Origin of the sequence: Bradyrhizobium sp. STM 3566 (assembly GCF_045571445.1) — a bacterium.
GTDB classification, from domain to species: Bacteria; Pseudomonadota; Alphaproteobacteria; order Rhizobiales; family Xanthobacteraceae; genus Bradyrhizobium; species Bradyrhizobium vignae.
In genome coordinates this window covers 430187-451644 of record NZ_CP120692.1, presented here as the reverse complement: position 1 = coordinate 451644, position 21458 = coordinate 430187, and the positions used below count along the sequence as shown (strand labels likewise).

Below are 21458 nucleotides of genomic sequence, written 5' to 3'. Positions count from 1 at the left end.
TTTCCTGTGCCAAAGTCCAGCCAAGCGCGCGCACACTGTTTGAGTAGCGCGATAGCGGCTTTGGGTTTGAGGGATTGGCCGGGGAAGTGCCCCCGAATTGCGCGCAATTTGCGGCGCCGCACCAAACAAACCCTTAACCGCATATAGGCCCTGGGGCAATAGATTGCTCAAAATTTGAGCTAAGCGTCTGAATATATTGGTTAATCCTCCAGACCAAGTTCATGCATTCTTGGCTCCCCCGTAGCCTTCCGGACGCTCCTCATGCAGCCTTCGTGCCGGCCCTTTCTGTGACGCCTATCACATTTGTATTTTCCGCGAATCCGGGTAGCCTTTTCAACGACTTGCAGGGGGTGGTGTGCGAACGGCTGCGCGCTCGCCGGCCCCGGCCGGGCCCCCCGCGACCAGGTATTTCATGAGCTTTCATTATTTTGCCGGCGCCGCCTGCCGGGCGCTGACGGCGCGGAAGGACGGCCCCTCACTTTACGACGTCTGCGATCCCGTATTGTCCGATGCGGCCGGTGGCGATCCTCATCTGGCCAAATTCTACCAGACCGCACTTGGCAATCCCGCGCTGCGGATACTGCTCCGCCGCGCCGGCCTGCCCGAGCTGCGCGACGAAGCCAAGCTGAGCCGGCTGCGCGAGGCGCTCACCCGCGCCCGCGACGAGGTCGAGCCAGACTGGGCGGCGGTCGGACGGCCGATCGCCGATCTCGTCGACAGCATCGCGCTCGACCATCCCAAGCCGCCGCCGGTGCCGTTCAACGCCGCCCTGCCGCAGGGCGCACAGATCGACGGCGCGATCCGCGACTGCGCGCAGCATCTGCTCGGCTCGTACCGCCGCAATGGTTTCCTGCCGACCTATGCCGCCTTCAACCTGATCGGCGACCCCGATTTTCGCGGACGTGAGCTGATCATGGCGCTCACGGGGCTGAACGCACGCGGGTACAAGAATTCCTCGCTGCTGTTCAACCTCGCCCGCGTCTTCATCGCGCGCTCGCCCGCGCGCGCCGTGGTCAATCCGCCCTGGAAAGGCATTGCCGAGCCGATGTGGGAGCCGGTGCAGATCCGCCACCGCTCCGCCTATTACGACGCGTTCTTCATCGAGGCGCTGCTGAGTTATGTCGAGACCGGGCTCGCCTCGCCGGCCGACAAGATCGCGGCAGAGCGCGCCATCGCAGACATGGTCGATTTCTGCGTCAACATCAGCCGCGAGGAGGTCGAGGGCATCGATGGCGCGCGCTTCAACGTCATCACCGCGCTGGCGCCGGCGCCGCATCCACGGTTCTCCCGCTACTTCGCGCAAATCAAGCAGGATCTCGGCTTCGGAATCTACGTGCCGGATTGCGACACCACGGCCTGCTCGATCTCCGCGGCGACGCAGGCCGGCTGCACCGATCCCATCATCGACCAGCCGCTCCTGGATTTCTACTCGGGCTATCAGGTGCGCGCCGGCGTCAACACGCCGCGCGTGACCGTGCCGCTCAACGACAATATCGACTATGAGGGCGGGGTTGCGACCTGGATCGACAATCTCGCGGGCGAGCGCCCTTACGGCAACGACCTCGATCCGACGCTCAATCTCGACATTCTCGAGGTCAGCTTTCGCAACCTCGCACGCTGGAAGATCCTGGAGACGCCGGCGCGGCTCGCAACCGTGCATCGGATCATCGGCTTCCAGAGGCGCCTGGCGGCGAGCGGCGCCTTCGCCAATCCGCGCTCGCATATCTATTATTTGCCGGAACTCTACAGCGCCTATTTCGGCCGCTGCTATGCCGCCTTCCTGGCACTGCCGCTGTCGGCACAGGCGGCGATCGATCCCGACGGCGATTTCGATTTCATCCGCCACCGCGTGCTGTCCTACGTCAAGGGCGAGCTGATGGCCGCCGAGATGAACGTGTTCGACGCCGCGCTGGCGCTGATCGCGCTCGGCCATCTCGGCGCCGACCCGCGCTCCTTCGCGCCCGCCTTGAACGTCATCATCGCGAGCCTCGGCGAAGGCGGCCGCCGCGGCCCGTTCCGCGCCTATGAATGGAATAAGATGAAGACGCCGACGCGGATTCTGGTGGGCGGACCGGAGGTGACCTCGGCGTTCGTGCTGATGGCACTGGCAGCGGCGAAAAGGGCGATGGCGCGGGGGTGATGTGTCCTTCCTCCCCTGGAGGGGGAGGGTCGATCGCGCGTAGCGCGAGCGGGGTGGGGTGACGGTCTCTCCGCGACGAACAGTGCCCGAGTGGAGAGATCACCCCACCCCGTCATGCAATCTCGCTTCGCTCGATAGCATGCCGACCCTCCCCTCCAGGGACCCTCCAGGGGAGGGTAAGAAGCCGACAATGACGGGAAGTTGAAAGTCCACCTGTCAGGCAAACGCTGGCCGAGCGGCCAAAAGCCGACCACAATTGCGCCGTCTATCGAGATTTTCATCACACCCGGACAGGCATGTTACGAAGATTCCTGATTGCGCTTGCTTTCCTCGCCCCCTCGCTCGCGCACGCTGCCGACATCACCGGCACAGCAAAGGTCCGCGCCGGCGATGCCGTGGTGATCGGCAACACGCGCATCCGGCTCGGCGGCATCGACGCGCCCTCAGTCGATCAGCTCTGTCTCAACACCAAGAGCGAGCGCTGGACCTGCGGCGTCGCGGCCCGCGACGAGCTCGCCAAATACGCCGAGGGCAAGACCTGGGTCTGCCACACCCGCGCGATCGACCGGCGCGGGCGCACCGTGGCTCGCTGCGAGGTCGGCGGCGAGGACATCCAGAAATGGCTGGTGCGCAGCGGCTGGGCACTGGCTTACACCCACATGTCCCGGGATTATGAGGCGGATGAAAAGGCCGCGCGCGAGGCCAAGGCCGGGATGTGGCAGGGCGCCTTCATCGCGCCCTGGGACTGGCGCGTCCGCAACAAGAAGACCGCCATCCTGGGGGCCACCGAGCCGCCGGAGGGAGCGCATGCGGTGCTGCTCGCGTCGGCCTCGGGACCGGTCGCGCCCTCGCCGGACTGCACCATCAAGGGCAATGTGAACAGCGCCGGCGAATGCATCTATCACCAGCCGACCAGCCGCTGGTACGCCCAGATCAGGATGAAGATCAGCAAGGGCACCCGCTGGTTCTGCTCGGTCGAGGAGGCGGAGGCCGCCGGCTGCCGCGAGACGAAGCGATAGAGCATGGTCCGGACCCGAAGGGCCGCGTTGGCGCAAAGTGTGAAGCGGCTTTCCGACGAGACCATGCTCAAAGCAAAAAACCACGCCAGACCTGCGTTTTACGCGCTTTTCTCACACGCTGCCGCCGCGTAAAAGTATGATTCAGCGACCCACCATCCTGTTCTCAAGCAACAAGGACCGACAGCAATGACCGTTCGCGCGGGCCGGGAGTTTCTGGCCATCCCCGGGCCCACCACGATGCCCGACGAGGTGCTGCGGGCGATGCACCGTCCGGCGATCGACATCTACTCCAAGCAGATGCTCGACCTGACAGAGAGCCTGCTCAGCGACATCTCGAAACTGTTTGCGACCAAGGGCAAATCCTACATCTACATCGCCAACGGTCACGGCGCCTGGGAAGCGGCGCTGAGCAACGTACTGTCGCGCGGCGACAAGGTGCTGGTGCTGGAAAGCGGGCGCTTTGCGATCGGCTGGGGCAATGCGGCGGCGCTGATGGGTGCCGAGGTCGAGGTGCTCAAGGGCGACTGGCGCCGCGCGGTGCGGCCGCACGAGGTCGAGGAACGCCTGCGCCGCGACAAGGAGCACAAGATCAAGGCCGTCGTCGTCGTCCAGGTCGACACGGCCAGCGGCGTGCAGAACGATATCGAGGCGATCGGCAAGGCGATCAAGGCGAGCGGCCATCCCGCGCTCTACATGGTCGACACCGTCGCCTCGCTCGGCTGCATGCCGTTCGAGATGGACAAATGGGGCGTCGACGTCGCGATGTCCGGCTCGCAGAAGGGCCTGATGACGCCGCCAGGTCTCGGCTTCGTCGCCGCCAATGCGCGCGCGCTCGAGGTGCACAAGAAGGCCAACATGTCGACGCCCTATTGGAGCTGGAGCGAGCGCGAGGGCACCGAGAACTATCGCAAATATGCCGGCACCGCGCCGGTGCATCTGTTGTTCGCGCTGCGCCAGGCGATCGACCTGCTATACGAGGAAGGGCTTGAAAGCGCCTTCCGCCGCCACAGCCTGCTCGGCGAAGCTGCGCGCCGCGCGGTCTCCGTCTGGTCGGAAGGCCAGGTGCTCGGCTTCAACGTGGCCGAGGCCAGCGAGCGCTCCAACACCGTGACCACGGTCACCATGAGCAACGGCCATGACCCGGCCGTGCTGCAACGCTATTGCAAGGACAAATGCGGTGTCGTGCTCGGCACCGGCATCGGCGATCTCTCGGGACAAGCCTTCCGCATCGCCCATATGGGCCACGTCAACGCGCCGATGCTGCTCGGCACGCTCGGTGTGATCGAGGTCGGGCTGAACGCGCTGAGTATCCCGCACGGCAAGGGCGGGCTCGAGGCGGCGGTGTCGTATCTCGGCGAAGAGGTGGCGGCGTAGCTTCATCCCTGCCCGCTTGCGGCAGCGCGACCGGATCTATCAAAAGTCGCGGATAGCTCGCCCACAGCGCATGCTTCGAGGCGCCTGCCAATGGCGGGCCCTCGGGTCGGAGCGGGAGCGCGAGGCAGCAGCCTTCTTTAAATTCCCCACATTCGATCTGATATAGAGGCAAGACACATCCCAGCTCCGAGGATCGACTTGCCCAACACCGCCAGCAAGACCCCGCCCGTCGCCCCGCGCCGGCCGCATTCATTCACCCGGCACGGCATCACCGTGACCGACGACTATGCCTGGCTGAAGGACGAGAAATGGCAGGAGGTGCTGCGCGATCCCAAGGTGCTCGATCCCGACATCCGCAAATATCTGGATGAGGAGAACGGCTACACCGAGAGCCTGCTCGGCCATACCGCGGCGCTGCAGAAGACGCTGGTGGGCGAGATGCGGGGGCGGATCAAGGAGGACGATTCCAGCGTGCCGTCGCCGGATGGGCCCTTTGCCTATTTTCGCCGGTTTCGCGAGGGCGGGCAGCACGAGCTGTTCGGCCGCATGCCACGCGACGGCGGCGAGGGCGAGATCGTGCTCGATGGCGATGCGCTCGCCAAGGACCACAAATATTTCAAGTTCGGCGGCAGCCGCCACTCGTACGATCACAAGCTGCAGGCCTGGAGCGCGGACACAAAAGGTTCGGAGTATTTTTCGATCCGCGTGCGTGACTGGGCGACGGGAAAAGATCTCGACGATCTCGTCGAAGAGACCGACGGCGGCGTGGTCTGGGCCGCGGACTGCAAGAGCTTCTTCTATGTGAAGCTCGATGACAATCATCGGCCGATGCAGGTGTGGCGGCACAGGCTCGGCACCAAGCAGGCCGACGATACGCTGGTCTATGAGGAGCAGGATGCCGGCTGGTTCACCCATCTGCACGAGAGCACCAGCGGCCGCTTCTGCGTCATCGCCGGCGGCGATCACGAGACGAGCGAGCAGCGGCTGATCGATCTCGCCAAGCCCGAAGCGCCGCCGCGCCTCGTCGCAGCGCGCGAGGAAGGCGTGCAATATTCGCTGGCCGACCGCGGCGACGAACTGTTTATCCTCACCAATGCCGACGATGCCATCGACTTCAAGATTGTCACCGCGCCGCTCAGCTCACCCGAGCGCAAGAACTGGCGCGATCTGATCCCATATCGCCCCGGCATCTACATCATCGACCTCGATCTCTATGCCGGCCATCTGGTGCGGCTCGAGCGCGCGCATGCGCTGCCGGCGATCGTGATCCGCGATCTCGCTGGCGGGGAAGAGCACGCCATCGCTTTCGACGAGGCCGCCTATTCGCTCGACACGATGGGCTCTTACGAATTCGAGACGACGAATTTGCGATTTACCTATTCGTCGATGACGACTCCATCGGAGGTCTACGACTACGACATGGCGAGACGAACGCGCGTGCTGCGCAAGCGGCAGGAGATTCCGTCAGGCCACAACGTTGCCGACTACGTCACCACGCGCATCATGGCGAAGGCGCATGACGGCGCCGAGGTGCCGGTCTCGATCCTCCATCGCCGCGGGATCGAGCTCGACGGCTCGGCACCGCTGCTGCTCTACGGCTACGGCTCCTACGGCATGGCGATGCCGGCCTCGTTCAGCGCCAACCGCCTGTCGCTGGTGGACCGCGGCTTCGTCTACGCCATCGCCCATATCCGCGGCGGCGCCGACAAGGGCTGGAGCTGGTATCTCGACGGCAAGCGCGAGAAGAAGACGAACAGCTTCGACGATTTTGCCGCGAGCGCGCGAGCTCTGATCGAGGCGAAATATACCAGTGCCAGGCGGATCGTCGGCCATGGCGGATCGGCCGGCGGCATGCTGATGGGTGCGGTCGCCAACCGCGCCGGCGAATTGTTCGCCGGCATCGTTGCCGAGGTCCCGTTCGTCGACGTGCTCAACACCATGCTCGACGACACGCTGCCGCTGACGCCGCCGGAATGGCCGGAATGGGGCAACCCGATCGAAAGCGAGAAGGATTTTCGCACCATCCTGTCCTACTCGCCCTATGACAATGTCGCGGCAAAGGACTATCCCGCGATCCTGGCGATGGGCGGGCTGACCGATCCGCGCGTCACCTACTGGGAGCCAGCGAAATGGATCGCGCGCCTGCGCGCCACCATGACCGGCGGCGGCCCGGTTCTCCTGCGCACCAATATGGGCGCCGGCCACGGCGGCGCCTCGGGACGGTTCGAGCGGCTCGACGAGGTCGCGATCGTGTACGCGTTCGCGCTGTGGGCCGTGGGGATGGCGGCGGCTGGGGTGTAGCCACACCCACCGCCGTCGTCCCGGCCAGTGCGCAATTGCGCGCGGGGGCCGGGACTAAACACCTAGAGCAGTGCGGGCCTTAGCGACCGTTCTTCTTCCGCCATTCCGCGAAATCGGTGCGCGTTTGCGGATCAGTGGCGGGATAGAGACCAAAAATGCCGCGGCCCTTGCCGACCTCCTCGGTGACGAAATCCTCGAACGCAGTCATCTCAAAAGTTTCGTTCGCGATCTCATCGGCGAGGTGCGAGGGAATCACGATCACGCCGTCGGCATCGCCGAGGATGACGTCGCCGGGGAACACCGGCGCATCGCCGCAGCCGATCGGGACGTTGATCTCATCGCTTGGTGCAGCGTCAGATTGGTCGGCGCGCTGGGACGATGGTGATAGGCGGGGATGCCGAGCTTGGCGATCTCGGCGGAGTCGCGAAAGCCGCCATCGGTGACGACGCCGGCGACGCCGCGCTTCATCAGCCGTGTGACCAGGAGCGCACCGGCCGAGGCCGCGCGCGCGTCCTTGCGGCTGTCCATCACCAGCACGGCACCCGGCAGGCAATCCTCGACCGCCTTGCGCTGCGGATGGGAACGATCCCTGAAGACCTCGATGGTGTTGAGGTCCTCGCGCGCCGGCATGTAGCGCAGCGTGAAGGCCTCGCCGACCATGGTCGGCTGGCTCGCGCCGACGGGACGCACATCCTGGATCATCTGGATGCGCAGGCCGCGCTTGAACAAGGCGGTGGCGACCGTGGCGGTGGAAACGGATTTGAGCTTGTTGCGGGTGGCTTCGCTGAGTTTTGTCATTTGTATATCCTCATCTGTCATTCCGGGGCACTCGCGTTAGCGAGTGAACCCGGAATCTCGAGGTTCCGGGTTCGCTTCACGCCCCGGAACGACGCATCAATAAATCGACGGTTCGCCGATCGGCGCGCCGAAACCGGTCTCGAGGAAATCGAAGTCGCAGCCGTCGTTGGCCTGCTTGATGTGTTTTGTGAACATCCAGCCATAGCCGCGCTCGAAGCGGCGCTCGGGCTGCTTCCAGGCGGCGCGGCGTTTTGCCAGCTCGGCTTCGGGGACATCGAGATTGATGGTGCGTGCGGCAACGTCCAGCGTGATGCGGTCGCCGTTCTGCACCAGCGCCAGCGGGCCGCCGATATAGGATTCGGGCGAGACGTGCAGGATGCAAGCGCCATAGCTGGTGCCGCTCATGCGTGCATCCGAGATGCGCACCATGTCGCGCACGCCCTGCTTCACGAGCTTGGTCGGGATCGGCAGCATGCCCCATTCCGGCATGCCCGGCCCGCCCTGCGGCCCCGCGTTGCGCAGGATGAGGATGTGATCCTCGGTGACATCGAGATTGGGATCGTCGACTGCCTTCTTCATCGAGGGATAATCGTCGAACACCAGCGCGGGGCCGGTATGCTTGAGGAAGCGCGGCGCGCAGGCGGAGGGCTTGATGACGCAGCCGCCGGGCGCGAGATTGCCCTTGAGCACGGCGAGCGCGCCTTCCTTATAGATGGGATTGTCGACGGAGCGGATCACGTCGGCATTATGCACCTCGGCGCCCTCGATGTTCTCGCCCAGCGTCTTTCCGGTGACGGTGATGCAGTCGAGATGCAGATGCGGCTTGATCTGGCCCATCAGCGCCGGCAGGCCGCCGGCATAGAAGAAATCTTCCATCAAATACGTAGCGCCGCTGGGACGGACGTTGGCGATCACGGGCACCTTGCGGCTGGTCTTCTCGAAATCGTCGAGGCCGACGTCCTGGCCGGCGCGGCGGGCCTGCGCGATCAGATGGATGATTGCATTGGTGGAGCATCCCATCGCCATCGCCACCGCAATCGCATTCTCGAACGCCTTGCGGGTCTGGATCACCTTCGGCGTCAGATCCTCCCAGACCATCTCGACGATGCGGCGACCGCATTCACTGGCCATGCGGATGTGGTTGGCGTCGGCAGCCGGAATCGAGGAAGCGCCGGGCAGCGTCATGCCGATCGCCTCGGCAATCGCGGTCATGGTGGAAGCCGTGCCCATGGTCATGCAGGTGCCATAGCTGCGGGCGATGCCGGCCTCGATATCGAGCCAGTCCTTCTCAGAAATCTTTCCGGCACGGCGCTCGTCCCAGTATTTCCAGCCATCGGAGCCGGAGCCGAGCGTCTTGCCCTTCCAATTGCCGCGCAGCATCGGGCCGGCCGGCAGATAGATCGCCGGGACGTTCATCGAGGTCGCGCCGAGCAGCAGTGCCGGCGTGGTCTTGTCGCAGCCGCCCATCAGCACAACGCCGTCGACGGGATGGCTGCGCAAGAGTTCCTCCGCGTCCATCGCCAGCAGATTGCGATAGAGCATGGTGGTCGGCTTCAGCAGCGATTCCGACAGCGACAGCGCAGGCAATTCCAGCGGCAGGCCGCCGGCCATCAGAATGCCGCGCTTGACGTCGTCGACACGCGACTTGAAGTGCATGTGGCAGGGCTGTGCGTCCGACCAGGTGTTGAGGATCGCGATGATCGGGCGGTCCTTCCACTCCTCGGGCGCGTAGCCCATCTGCATCGCGCGGGAGCGGTGGCCGAACGAGCGGAGATCGTCGGGCGCGAACCAGCGCGCGCTGCGGAGCTGGTCGGGTGTCTTTTTCTTGTTTGTCATTTTGTTTCTTGTCTGTCCGGAGGATTCGCCCTGCTCTTCTCACAGGCTGTCCATCGCCGGCAAGGCGCTGAGCAGGACAAAGGCGAGCCTCTGATATGCACTCAGGCGTGCATACCCGCCGTTGCACCGCAATAAATCGGCGCCTCCGGCCGGAGCGGCTCCGAAGTGCTTGCCGGCAGACGAGAATCCGCGCAACAGTTTCATACCTTATGGCTTGATTTGCGGTCGCTGGGGCATTCCCATCCGATATCGGAGGATTTCAGACGTGGCCAACATCCTGATCGTGGATGACGATCCGGCCGTACAGATGACCATCCGGCTGCTGCTGGAACGGGCTGGTCATCACGTGACGGTCGCCGGCGATGGCCGCGAGGGGCTGGCGTTGTTCGAAGCCCTCCAGTTCGACCTGCTGTTTCTCGACATCTTCATGCCCGGCATGGATGGACTGGAGACGATGCGTCACATCCGGGCGCTGGCCCCGGCCATTCCGATCGTCGTCATCTCCGGCCGTTCGGCTACGCCGGATGCGTATGCCGAGCCGGACTTCCTGAAGATGGCGACCAAGCTCGGCGCGGTGGCAAGCCTGCGAAAGCCGTTCCGACCCGGCGCACTGCTTGCCGTAGTCGATGATTGCCTGACCGCGGGCGAGCCGGAGGGGTCCCATGTCCGCTCCGGCCGCCGATGACAAGAACACCTCCTCTTCAAGGCAGAAACGGCGCCGCGCCACGGCCATTCCTGCGAATATCCCCATGAGACTTGCGACGACGCTGGCAACGCGGCTGGCCATCGCGATGATCCTGCTGGTGGCGGTCACCGTGGCCGCAGTCGGATGGCTCGGCTATCGCAACACCACACAGGCCGTCATTCCGCGGGTGCTGGAGCGGGTCGAGGCCCAGTCGCGCCTGCTCGCAGCCAATCTCGAATCCTACGTCGCCGGTGCTCGCGGCGATTTGACCGGCTATCGCTCCGCCGCGGCAATCAATGGCCTGATCCGCGCTCACCTCGGTGGAGGAATAGACGCTTCCGACGGCGTCTCCGAGAAAACCTGGCGCGAGCGCATCGCGGCGCGGCTTGTCGCCGAGATCGATGCCAAGCCCAGCTATGGGCAGTTTCGCATCATCGGTCTCGACGATAACCAGCGCGAGCTGGTCCGCGTTGACCGCTCCGGCCCGAATGGAACGGCCCGGATCGTCCCCGACGACGAACTGGAGAGCAAGGGCGAGCGAACCTATTTCCAGGAAACGATACGGCTGGCGCCGGGCGATATCTATGTTTCGCCTGTCGATCTCGCCACGCGGCAGGGCGGGACCACGGAGCCGCACGTTCCGACTCTTCGCATCGCGACACCCCTGTTCACGCCGGACAACAAGCCGTTCGGGATCGTCATCGCCAATATCGACATGCGCCCGGCGCTCGACCGCATCCGCGCGACCAGGAATTCGGGAGGAGAGCTGTACGTCGTGAATTCGCGCGGCGACTATCTCGTCCACCCCGACCGCACGCGGGAATTCGGCTCATTGCACGGCCATCCCACCGATTGGCGCAATGACTTTCCGTTCTTCTCGGCCCTCGCCGGCACGTCGGACGTAGCCACGCGGCTCACAACCGATGAGTCGGGCCGGCCGAGCGGTGCGGCCATCGCGCCGGCACGGCTTGCGAGCAAGGAATGGGTCGCCATCATCGTGACCATTCCCCCGTCCGTCTTCGGCCACGTGCCGGCCGCCATTCAAAAAACGTCCCTGCTCGTCGGCGTGCTTGCCGTTCTCGCCGCGGCCGCGCTCGCAGTTCTGCTGGCGCGCTCATTGACCCGCCCGATCGGGCGTCTCACCAAGGCGGTGGAGGCCATCGGCAGCGGCCGACCGGCGGACATACCCGTCGATGCCAGCGGCGAGACCGGCGTGCTGGCGCGGGCCTTTGCCCAGATGGTCGAGGAAACCCGGGCGAAAACGGCCGCGCTCGAACGAGAGGTCGAGGAGCATCGACGCACCGAGGCCGCGCGAAGCCATCACGCGGCGCGCGAGAACCTGTTCAGTGCCGCGGTGGAATCGTCCGACGATGCGATCGTGATGCAGACGCTCGATGCCATCATCACGGGCTGGAATCCGGCCGCCGAGCGTCTTTATGGCTATTCGGCGGAGGAGGCGATCGGCAAGCCCACGTCGATCATTGTGCCGCCCGATCGCCGCGAGCACGGCAAGGACTATTTGCGGCGGATCGCGCGGGGCGAGCCGATCGAACGCTTCGAGACGGTGCGCCTGCGCAAGGACGGAACGCCGGTCGAGATTTCGCTCGGCCTGTCGCCGATCAGGGGACCGTCGGGCGAGATCATCGGCGCCTCCGGGAGCGCGCGCAGCCTGACCGAGGCGCGGCGCGCCGAGCGGGCGCTGCAGCAGCAGCTCGAAGAGCGGCGCCAGATTTTCGAGACGTCGCAGGACCTGATCATGATCATGGATGCGCGGGGCCATATCGCGCAGATCAGTCCGAGCAGCGAGACCATTCTCGGCTATCGGCCGGACGAGATGATCGGCCGCAGCGGCGCCGACTTCATTCATCCCGACCATCTGGAGCAGTGCCGCGCCGAGATGCGCGCGATGCGTCGCGGCGAGCGCATCAAGCTCGCCGACACCCGCTGCTTCCACAAGAGCGGCCGCGAGGTCTGGCTGTCCTGGCTCGGCAGCTGGTCCGAGCCGGCGCATCGCTTCTTCTTTGCGGGACGCGACATGACCGAAGCGCGGCTCGCGCAAGAATCGCTGCGCGAGAGCGAGCGGCTGGCCCGCAACATCGTCGAGACCTCGCTCGACGCCTTCGTGCAGACCGACGAGACCAGCAACATCCTGAACTGGAACTCGCGGGCCGAGCAGCTGTTCGGCTGGCGCCGCGACGAGGTGCTCGGCAAGAACACGATCGATCTCATCGTCGCCGAGAGTGAACGCGAGAGGGTCAGGGCGGGGCTGAAGCAATTCCTGGAGAACATGGACAGCAGGATGCTGAACCGCCGCCGCGAGCTGATGTGCCGCCGCCGGGACGGCAAGGAATTCAAGGCCGAGCTGAGCGTCACCGCCCTGAAGCGCCGCGAGGGCCTGCTGTTCAACGTCTTCTACCGCGACCTCACCGACAAGATCGCCGCCGAGGAGCGCATCCGCCATGCCGAGAAGATGGAGGCCGTCGGCCAGCTGACCGGCGGCGTGGCGCATGACTTCAACAACATTCTCACCGTCATCACCGGGACGATCGAGATTCTCGCGGAGGCAGTCGCGAAGGAGCCGCAGCTCGCGGCCATCACGAAAATGATCGACGAGGCCGCCGCGCGCGGCGCCGATCTGACCCAGCACCTGCTCGCCTTCGCACGCAAGCAGCCGCTCCAGCCGCGCGAGATCGACATCAACTCGCTGATCGTCGACACCGCGAAACTGTTGCGGCCGACGCTGGGCGAGCAGATCCAGATCGAATCGGTGTTTGAGGACGAGAATTGCGTCGCGATCGTCGATCCCAACCAGCTCACCACCGCGATCCTGAACCTCGCGCTCAATGCTCGCGACGCGATGCCCGGCGGCGGCAAGCTGATCCTGGAGACCGGCGCCGCCTATCTCGACGAGGCGTATGCCAGCGCGAACGACGTGCCGCCGGGGAACTATATGCTGATCGCCGTGAGCGACACCGGCACCGGGATTCCTGCGAACATGTTGACCAGGGTGTTCGAGCCCTTCTTCACCTCGAAGGGACCGGGCAAGGGCACCGGGCTCGGGCTTTCGATGGTCTACGGCTTCATCAAACAGTCCGCAGGTCACATCAAGATCTACAGCGAGGAGGGCCACGGCACCACGATCAAGATGTATCTGCCGCCCGGCAAGACGCCGACAGCGATCGGCGAGGGCGTGACGCCAGCGACGATCGAGGGTGGACACGAGACGATTCTGGTCGTCGAGGACGACCGGCTGGTGCGGGACTACGTGCTGGCCCAACTGCATTCGCTGGGTTACGTCACCTTGCAGGCCGCAAACGCCGCCGAGGCGCTCGCGATCGTCGCCGCCGGAAAGCCGTTCGACCTGTTGTTCACCGACGTCATCATGCCCGGCAAGATGAACGGACGGCAGCTCGCCGACGAGCTTCAGAAGACGCGCCCCGATCTGAAGGTGGTCTACACGTCAGGCTACACCGAGAACGCAATCATCCACCACGGCCGGCTGGATTCGGGTGTTCTGCTGCTCGCAAAGCCCTATCGCAAATCGGATCTGGCGCGGATCATCCGCAAGGCGCTGCAAGCATAGGGCGCCATCGCGTGTCCCGGCTCTGCGGTGCATCACTACGTGACGCGCCGCGTCCGGGGCACGAGAGAAAAAGACCTTGCGAGCTACGAGGCGCGCTGGGCCGCGGTCATCACGATGCGGATCAGGTCGGCGGCGTTGCGCGCGCCGAGCTTCTTCATGATGTTGGCGCGGTGGTCCTCGATCGTGCGCGGGCTGATGCCGAGCGTGCGGCCGGCTTCCTTGTTGGAGGCGCCGGAGGCGAATTGCTCCAGCACCTCGCGTTCCCTCCGAGTCAACGGCTCGCGTCCGGGGAAATGCAGCGAGCCGAATTTCGGAGACGCGTTCTCCGCCTGCCTGCGCGCATAGGCGCCGATCGCCTCGTCGAGCCGGCCGACGATCTCGCTGCCGCGGAACGGCTTCTCGATGAAGTCGAGCGCGCCGCCCTTGATCGCGCCCACCGCCATCGCGATGTCGCCCTGCCCGGAGATCATGAAGATCGGCGCCGGATAATCCTCGCCCTGCAACTCCTTCAAAATGTCGAGACCCGACTTTCCGGGAATATGCACGTCGAGCAGGATCGCAGCCGGTGTGCGGTTTCGCGCGACGGAGAGCAGCGCTGCGCCGTCCGCAAAACAGATGACCTCATAGCCCGCCGCCTTCAACACCATCGACAGGGTGTCGCGGACGGCAGGGTCGTCGTCGACCACGAAGATTTCACCGCGAGAGCTTTGTTCGGCCATTTGCCACATCCGGTTGGCATGAAGGACTAGCGTCCGCGCCAACACTTGTGGCGTTCGGCGCGGATTCGGCCCACCCGTATTTGTACGGGACATGGACTTAACGCACAAGTAGCGGCATGGCGCCTAATTGCATCAGACGGAGAATATCCATGCTGAATTTGGCCGATACGCCGCCTCCTGTCGCAATGCCCGAAAGCGAGAGCCGTGAGTTGATTGCGGCAGACCTTCGCTTGCTGATCGCACAGATCGAGACCAGCATGCGCCGGATCGCCGCGGCCATGGACCAAGAACACGGCAGCGATCCGGAAGGTTCCGCGGGCGTTTTCTTGCTCGACGACGTCACGCCCCGTTATGCCATCGCTAACGCGGCCCTCAACGCCTGCCTGGCGGGCCTCGGCCACGCCCTGCAATGCCTGTCGGAATCCGGAAGCGCGGCGGGCGACCGCGCCCGATCGCATGGCAGCTCCGCGCTTTAGGCGCGGTGCCGTTCCACGATCGCGTCGTTGGCGACACCACCCCAGGTGTGGATCGCCGGCAGCCCCATCGCGGTCTTGCCCAGATTGGCGAGGCTGATGCGCAGCGCCGCGAGATCCAGCGGCTTCGGCAAACTTTGAAGCTCGATCCCGACGGAACGGGCGAAGCTGCGGGCGGCACTGCGGCGCTTGCCGTCCATGCCGCTGATGACGATCACGGAGCCGGTGAATTTCGCGCTCGCCATCTCGCGCAGCACGTCGATGCCGTCGCCATCCTCCAGCACCAGATCGAGCGTCACGCAATCAAAGCGCCCAGCGCGCAGCTTCTCGATCGCATCCGCCACGGATGGCGCCACGGTGACTTCGTGGCCGGCCTGCTTGGCCGCGACCGTGATCAGGCGGCGCTGCGTGGCGTCGTCGTCGACCACCAGGAGCTGAAGCGCACGCCGCTCGGCGACGTCGGGCAGGTTTGAAGGGATGGGGGAAAGAGGACTTCTGGGCATTGCCGTATCCTGAGATTGAGACCTTCGATGGATACACGGGTCGCGCTTAGGCCGCGTAAAGCTGCTGCGGCCAATTGATTCGGATATTTTCAGCAATTGTGAAGCAAGGTGTCGAAAAAAGCGGCGACGGCTGCGGCCAGATCACGCCGCGGCGTCGTGGCCGCCGGCGCTACCGCGCTTCTTCCTGTTCTTGCCGCGCAGGAACTGGATGTCCATTTCGGCGCCGTTGACGCGGACCAGCTCGCAGCGACGGTAGGCGAGGCCCGTCGACGACAGCAGCAGGAAAAACTCTTTCAGGTTCAACCCCTGGATCGAGCCCTCCACCGTGAGAACGGCGTCCGTGTCGGAGATCGCGTTGAGCTTGCAGTCACGCCGCCAGGTGCCGTCGATAGCCATGATGCAGACATCATAACCTCGGCTGAACGTCACGCGCTCCGCGCCCTTGCCATCTTCAGCCATGCTTAGCGTCCCGCCATCGCCGCCATGCGCGGCGCCACTGCGGCGAGAACCGGCTTGGCCGCTGCCGCACGCGGGTCGTTCGGCCTGTAGAGGCCGCGCCGCTCCGCAATTGGCCTGAACGTATCGGTCAGTCCGACCACGGTTTCGGCGGCGCCCAGCACCAGGAAACCATCCGGCTCGATCTGGCGCGCCAGACGGTTGAAGATGTTGATCTTGGTGCCCTGGTCGAAATAGATCAGCACGTTGCGGCAGAATATGACGTCGAAGGTGCCGAGCTGGGCGAAATCGTGCAGCAGGTTGAGCTGCCGGTGCTGGACCATCGCCCGCAATTCGGGATTGATCTGCCAGGTCTCGCCGATCTGCTTGAAATGCTTCACCAGCATCTGGATCGGCAGACCGCGCTGCACCTCGAACTGGCTGTAGACGCCGGCCTTGGCCTTCTCGAGCACCTCCTGCGACAGGTCGGTGGCGATGATCTCGACGCGCCAGCCGGTGAGGGCCGCGCTCATCTCCTTCAGGCACATCGCCAGCGAATAGGGTTCCTGGCCGGTCGAGCCGGCGGCACACCAGATCCGCACGCTGCGTTTGCCGGCGCGCGCCTTGATGATCTCCGGCATGATGTGGTCGCGGAAATGATCGAAGGGGACCTTGTCACGGAAGAAGAAGGTCTCGTTGGTGGTCATGGCTTCGACCACGTCGGTAATCAGCGCGCGCGAGCCGGCTTGCAGCTTCTGCACCAGTTCGGCGATGCCGGAAAGCCCGGCCTTGCGGGCGAGCGGCAGCAGGCGGCTTTCGATCAGGTATTGCTTGTCTGCGGACAGGTCGAGACCGGAATTATCTTTCAGAAACTTACGCAGATACTCGTACTCGGTCGGGGTCACGGATGGCCTCTTCGAAGCTGTACTGGAAACACTCTGGCCCAAACACTTTGGGCCAGACACACTCAGACCATGGCTTGTCCGACCGGGATCAAACCAACTTCAGCGAACTTGTCGGCGATGATGTCTTTGTCGAAGGGCTTCATGATGTACTCGTTGGCGCCGCCAGAGAGTGCCTGAGCGATATGCGCCACGTTGTTTTCGGTGGTGCAGAACACGACCTTGGGCTGATCCCCGCCGGGCAGGCGGCGCATGTGGCCCATGAACTCGAAACCGTCCATGACCGGCATGTTCCAGTCGAGCAGCACGGCATCGGGCAGCTTGCGCCGACAGATCTCGAGCGCCTTCGAGCCGTCCTCGGCCTCGGTGACCTCGAATTCCAGGCCTTCCAGGATCCGGCGCGCGATCTTGCGTACGACGCTGGAATCATCGACGACCAAACACGTTTTCATTTTGGTTCTCCGGCTTCGATGTTTTCGTTGGCTTACGCCGCCATCTGCACTTTGGTTTCGAGCTCGAGGACGCGATCGACGTCGAGGACGACCATGAGCTGGCCGTCGAGGCGGTGGACACCGCCGGCGAGCTTGGCCATGCGGGGGTCGAGGTTGACGGGGTTCTCCTCCTTGCCGTCCTCGGGCAGGCGCAGCACCTCGCCGATCTGGTCGATCAGGAGGCCGTAGGATTCGCCGCGCAGGTCGACGCCGACCGCCATCGCCGTCTTGCCGTCCTCCGGTCTGGGCAGGCCGAGACGGGCGCGCATGTCGACCACGGTGACGATGCGGCCGCGCAGGTTCAAGACGCCGGCGATCTCGCGCGAGGACAAGGGCACGCGGGTGACGCGCTCGGGCATGAACACGTCCTGGACGCGGGAGATCGGCAGCCCGAACAGCTGGCCGCCGATCATCGCGGTGACGTATTCGACCATGGTGCCTTCGCTGGCGTGGATCTTGCTGCTCATCAGCGTGTCTCCTGATCCCGTTGGTTACGCCGCCGCCCGGCTCAGCTCGGAGGCGCCGGCGGCGCCCGCGGTCTGCTCCTTCAGCGCCGCGATCAGACCGGGACGGTCGAACTTGGCGACATAATCGTGGAAGCCGGCCTGGCGGCCGCGCTCGATCGCCGCCGGCGACACCAGCGCCGAGAGGCCGATGATCGGCGTCGCGGCGAGATTTTGTCGGCGCGGATCACTTCGGCGAACTCGAACCCGTTCATGTCCGGCATCTCGATGTCGGTCAGGATCACGTCGAAGTTTTGCGCGCGCAGCGCGGCGAGGCCCTCCTGCGCGCCTCCCGCGGTGCGGACGCGGTAGCCGGCGGCCTTCAGCACCGGCGCCAGCATGTTGCGGAAGAACGCAGAGTCGTCGACCAGCAGCACCGACTGCGAGTGCATCGACGGCCGCATCTCCTTGCGGGTGAACCAGTCGGCGAACGCCATCGGCAGGAAGTGGCCGACGTCGATCACCTCGGTGGCCTGGCCCTTGATCACCGCCGAGCCGAGAATGCCCGAACCCGAACCGCCGACCTCGATGTTGAGCCGTTCCTCGACGATGTCGATGATCTCGTCGACGACGAGGCCCATGGAGCGGCCGTCATCGGCGAACACCAGGATCGGCTGGGCGCCCTGGCCGGCAATGGTGACGCCTTCCATGGCGACCAGCGGCATCAGCTGCTCGCGGTACTGCACCATGTAGCGGCCGTTACTGAACTCGATCTTGTCGGCCGGCAGCTCTTCCAGGCGCGTGACGAGGCCGAGCGGGACCGCCTTGGGCTGCGACGAGCCGGCGCGGAACACCAGCAGCGAGGTGGTCTGCTCGCCCGAGCCGATGTGATGGCCGGCCGCGTCATCCGCCATGTCGTGGGCCGAGGAGCCGGCGGCGCCGAGCGCCTTGGCAATGCCGTTGGGATCGATGATCATGATCACCGCGCCATCGCCCAAGATGGTGTTGCCGGAGAACATGTCGATGTGACGCAGCTTGGTCGACATCGGCTTGACCACGATCTCTTCGGTGTGGAACACGCCGTCGACGACGATGCCGAAGGTCTGGCTGCCGACCTGCGTCACCACGATGAAGCCGTTCTCGGGATCGCTGGCGGCGCCGTCGTCGATCTTCAGGAGCTTCTTCAGGTGGATCAGCGGCAGCAGCTTGTTGCGCAGCCGCAGCACCGCGGTGTCCTTGATGCGCTCGATGCGGTGCTCGCTGTTGGCGCGGGCGCGGACCAGCTCGACCACCGAGAGCTGCGGAATGGCAAAGCGGTCGCCGGCGGCTTCCACGATCAGGGCCGAGACGATGGCGAGCGTCAGCGGGATCTTGATGGTGACCGAGCTGCCCTCGCCGGCCACGCTCTTGATGTCGATGGTGCCGCCGATCTGGTCGATGTTGGTGCGCACCACGTCCATGCCGACGCCGCGGCCCGAGACCGAGGTGATGACGGCGGCGGTGGAGAAGCCCGGCGCGAAGATGAACTTGTGGATCTGGGCTTCGCTCATCTTCTCCAGCTCGGCCTCGGTGACGAGACCTGACGAGAGCGCCTTGGCCTTGATCTTCTCGGTGTTGAGGCCGCGGCCGTTGTCGGCGATGCAGATGATGATGTGGCCGCCCTCGTGATAGGCGGAGAGGCGAATGGTGCCCTGCTCGCCCTTGCCGCTGGCGAGGCGCTCGGCCGGGGTCTCCAGGCCATGATCGGCGGAGTTGCGCACCATGTGGGTGAGCGGGTCCTTGATCAGGTCGAGCACCTGGCGGTCGAGCTCGGTGTCGGCGCCGTGCATCTCCAATTCGATCTGCTTGCCGAGTTCGCTCGAGAGGTCGCGGACGATGCGCGGCAGCTTCTGCCAGGCATTGCCGATCGGCTGCATGCGCGTCTTCATGACGCCCTCCTGCAGCTCGGCGGTGACGTTGGAGAGGCGCTGCAAGGGCACCTTGAACTCGGTGTCCTCGTTGCGGCGGGAGATCTCCAGCAGCTGGTTGCGGGTCAAGACCAGCTCGGAGACCATGGTCATCAGATGCTCCAGCGTATCCACGTTGACGCGGATCGACTGGTTGGCGACGCGGTCGCCCTCGCTCGCCGTCTCGTCGGCCATCGACTTCTTCGGCGCCGGCTTGGCGGGTTTTGCCGCCTCCTTCGCGACCGGTGCTTCGGCGGCCGGCGCAGGCGCGGCCTCAGCTTTGACAACAGGCACCGGCGCTTCGATCGCGGTCTCGCGGAAGGCGCGCTCGAGCTCGTCGAGCGAGACTTCGCCCGGACGCAACGGGCGCTCCAGGGTCTGCTCGACCAGCGAGCCCGTGGTCATCTGCTTGGCCGGCGCAGCAGCCGGGGCATCCGGCGCCAGCGGCGGAGCGTCAGCAACCGGAATGGTGCCGCTCGGCATCGGCTGCGCCGAGCCGGACGCGATCGGCGAGGCCGACGCCGACATCGCCGCCATGCCCTGCTCGACCATCGCTTCCAGCTTGTCGATGAGGTCGCGGTCGTTGCCCTCAGGCTCGGCTTCGGTCGCCTCGAGACCTGCCAAAATCTCCTTGATGCGGTCGATCGAGGACAGGATCACCGTCACCGCCTGCCCGGTCACCGGCATGCCGTCACGGAATTTGCCCATCAAGGTCTCGCCGGCATGCGCCAGCGCTTCCAGCCGCGGCAGGCCGAGGAAGCCGCAGGTGCCCTTGATGGTGTGGACCAGGCGGAAGATGTTATCCAGGATCTTGGCGTTGTTCGGCTCCTGCTCGAACTTCACCAGCTGGTTGTCCACGGTGTCCAGGCTCTCGCTGGTCTCCGTCAGAAACTCCCGCAACAGATCATCCATGAGCTACGCCTTACTGACTGGACCCGAACGCGACGCCTGAGCCACCGTGGGCATGGACGCCCCTAGCCTGGATCGTTAGACATCCCATTTCACAGTCCCGTTAATTTCATCCTCCGTGCTACTACGGATATTGAAGAGAAGTTTGCGGGTCGACTGCATGCTGCAGCGCTTTTCGGCAAAAGCGGCTCCGCGCCCCAGCGAAGGGACATGCGAGCTAAGACCGATAACGGCGAGGCGCGCGGGAAAGTCCTGCTCATGAAGAACGATAGAGACGGCATGCAGGGCATTGGCCCGAGCCACACAAGCTGCGGCACACTCGTGATCCGCCTTTTGCGGTGTTGCCGCGACCTGCGCGGTCCGCGCGCTTGAGGTAAACGAACGGTTACCCTACGGCCGAAGCGGCTCGTGCCGCGCTAACCGAGCCGCGCGGCCGAGGCAATGTCGCCGTCGGGGCGGTGCTCTGCCAGGCAATCGCTGATGGCGGCGAGCAGCGCGTGCGGCGTGAACGGCTTGCGCAGACAGCGTGCGGCGCCGAGCTCCAGCGCCATCCGGAGGAAATCAGGTGCGGGCGAGTTCAGATTTGCGAAAGCGTAGCCGGACATCGCGATCAGCGGAACAGCGGGTGCCGGGTCGTGGAAGATCCGGATCGATTCGAACCCGCGCATGTGCGGCATGAAGATATCGATGATCATCAGGTCGACCAGTTCGCCCTCGAGGGCGCGCAGTCCGGATTCACCTCCCTCGCCGCAAATGAGACCCCGTCTGCCCTCCAACGGGTATATGGACGACACCACAACTCTTAGGTTAGTATTGTTTATGCGCCACGCAACTGAATGACGGACGGAGGCCACGCCGATCGTCTATCGAACCCGCTGGATTGAACCTGCATGACCGCGAG

General features: G+C 64.9%; 15 protein-coding genes and 2 pseudogenes. 7 read left to right on the top strand and 10 right to left on the bottom strand.

All coding sequences use genetic code 11. The features are described 5' to 3' along the window. Positions 1–412 precede the first annotated feature (412 nt). The 4 genes from P6U27_RS02125 to P6U27_RS02110 all read left to right on the top strand — a co-directional run bounded on the left by P6U27_RS02125 (position 413) and on the right by P6U27_RS02110 (position 6834). Positions 413–2140 carry a hypothetical protein gene (locus tag P6U27_RS02125; RefSeq protein WP_407193605.1) on the top strand — a complete coding sequence of 576 codons (1728 nt, stop codon included), beginning with the start codon at positions 413–415 and terminating at the stop codon, positions 2138–2140. 296 nt (positions 2141–2436) lie between these two features. Next, positions 2437–3159, top strand: coding sequence for a thermonuclease family protein (locus P6U27_RS02120; protein WP_122400460.1), 723 nt, complete (start codon positions 2437–2439; stop codon positions 3157–3159). 186 nt (positions 3160–3345) lie between these two features. Next, positions 3346–4533 carry an alanine--glyoxylate aminotransferase family protein gene (locus tag P6U27_RS02115; protein WP_122400459.1) on the top strand — a complete coding sequence of 396 codons (1188 nt, stop codon included), beginning with the start codon at positions 3346–3348 and terminating at the stop codon, positions 4531–4533. A gap of 198 nt (positions 4534–4731) precedes the next feature. Beyond that, positions 4732–6834 (top strand): S9 family peptidase, encoded by a 2103-nt coding sequence (locus tag P6U27_RS02110; protein ID WP_407193604.1) that lies wholly within the window; start codon positions 4732–4734, stop codon positions 6832–6834. Positions 6835–6913: 79 nt separating this feature from the next. Here P6U27_RS02110 and P6U27_RS02105 read toward each other — a convergent pair. Both P6U27_RS02105 and araD read right to left on the bottom strand, forming a co-directional pair. Then, positions 6914–7632, bottom strand: a pseudogene (locus P6U27_RS02105) (ribonuclease activity regulator RraA). 96 nt (positions 7633–7728) lie between these two features. Next, the gene (gene araD / locus P6U27_RS02100; protein ID WP_407193603.1) at positions 7729–9468 is read right to left on the bottom strand and encodes an L-arabinonate dehydratase; all 1740 of its coding nucleotides are present in this window, start codon (positions 9466–9468) and stop codon (positions 7729–7731) included. 265 nt (positions 9469–9733) lie between these two features. Between araD and P6U27_RS02095 the strand changes: the two genes are divergently transcribed. Then, a complete protein-coding gene (locus P6U27_RS02095; RefSeq protein WP_407193602.1) occupies positions 9734–10153 on the top strand; it encodes a response regulator in 420 nt (139 codons plus the stop codon). Further along, entirely contained in the window at positions 10131–13736 is a 3606-nt protein-coding gene (locus P6U27_RS02090; RefSeq protein WP_407193601.1) for a PAS domain S-box protein, read from the top strand. Before P6U27_RS02095 ends, P6U27_RS02090 begins: the two co-directional genes overlap by 23 nt. 83 nt (positions 13737–13819) lie before the next feature. Here P6U27_RS02090 and P6U27_RS02085 read toward each other — a convergent pair whose 3' ends face one another. Further along, positions 13820–14455: a response regulator transcription factor gene (locus P6U27_RS02085; RefSeq protein ID WP_129146383.1), complete on the bottom strand. Its 636-nt coding sequence runs from the start codon at positions 14453–14455 to the stop codon at positions 13820–13822. A gap of 149 nt (positions 14456–14604) precedes the next feature. On the opposite strand from P6U27_RS02085, the gene P6U27_RS02080 reads away from it, so the two are divergent. Further along, positions 14605–14931 (top strand): hypothetical protein, encoded by a 327-nt coding sequence (locus P6U27_RS02080; RefSeq protein WP_122400453.1) that lies wholly within the window; start codon positions 14605–14607, stop codon positions 14929–14931. Here the strand turns inward: P6U27_RS02080 and P6U27_RS02075 are convergent. The 7 genes and pseudogenes from P6U27_RS02075 to P6U27_RS02045 all read right to left on the bottom strand — a co-directional run bounded on the left by P6U27_RS02075 (position 14928) and on the right by P6U27_RS02045 (position 21354). Next, entirely contained in the window at positions 14928–15431 is a 504-nt protein-coding gene (locus tag P6U27_RS02075) for a response regulator (RefSeq protein ID WP_122400452.1), read from the bottom strand. The two genes, P6U27_RS02080 and P6U27_RS02075, sit on opposite strands and share 4 nt — an antisense overlap. Before the next feature lie 141 nt (positions 15432–15572). Continuing rightward, positions 15573–15890: a PilZ domain-containing protein gene (locus tag P6U27_RS02070; RefSeq protein ID WP_122400451.1), complete on the bottom strand. Its 318-nt coding sequence runs from the start codon at positions 15888–15890 to the stop codon at positions 15573–15575. 2 nt (positions 15891–15892) lie between these two features. Then, positions 15893–16771, bottom strand: coding sequence for a CheR family methyltransferase (locus P6U27_RS02065; RefSeq protein ID WP_407193600.1), 879 nt, complete (start codon positions 16769–16771; stop codon positions 15893–15895). 62 nt (positions 16772–16833) lie between these two features. After that, positions 16834–17220 carry a response regulator gene (locus P6U27_RS02060; RefSeq protein WP_129146386.1) on the bottom strand — a complete coding sequence of 129 codons (387 nt, stop codon included), beginning with the start codon at positions 17218–17220 and terminating at the stop codon, positions 16834–16836. A 32-nt stretch (positions 17221–17252) separates the two neighbouring features. Continuing rightward, entirely contained in the window at positions 17253–17726 is a 474-nt protein-coding gene (locus P6U27_RS02055) for a chemotaxis protein CheW (RefSeq protein ID WP_407193599.1), read from the bottom strand. Between the two features lie 24 nt (positions 17727–17750). Next, positions 17751–20560 (bottom strand): annotated as a pseudogene (locus P6U27_RS02050) (chemotaxis protein CheW). 413 nt (positions 20561–20973) lie between these two features. Further along, the gene (locus P6U27_RS02045) at positions 20974–21354 is read right to left on the bottom strand and encodes a response regulator (RefSeq protein ID WP_407194540.1); all 381 of its coding nucleotides are present in this window, start codon (positions 21352–21354) and stop codon (positions 20974–20976) included. Positions 21355–21458 lie beyond the last annotated feature (104 nt).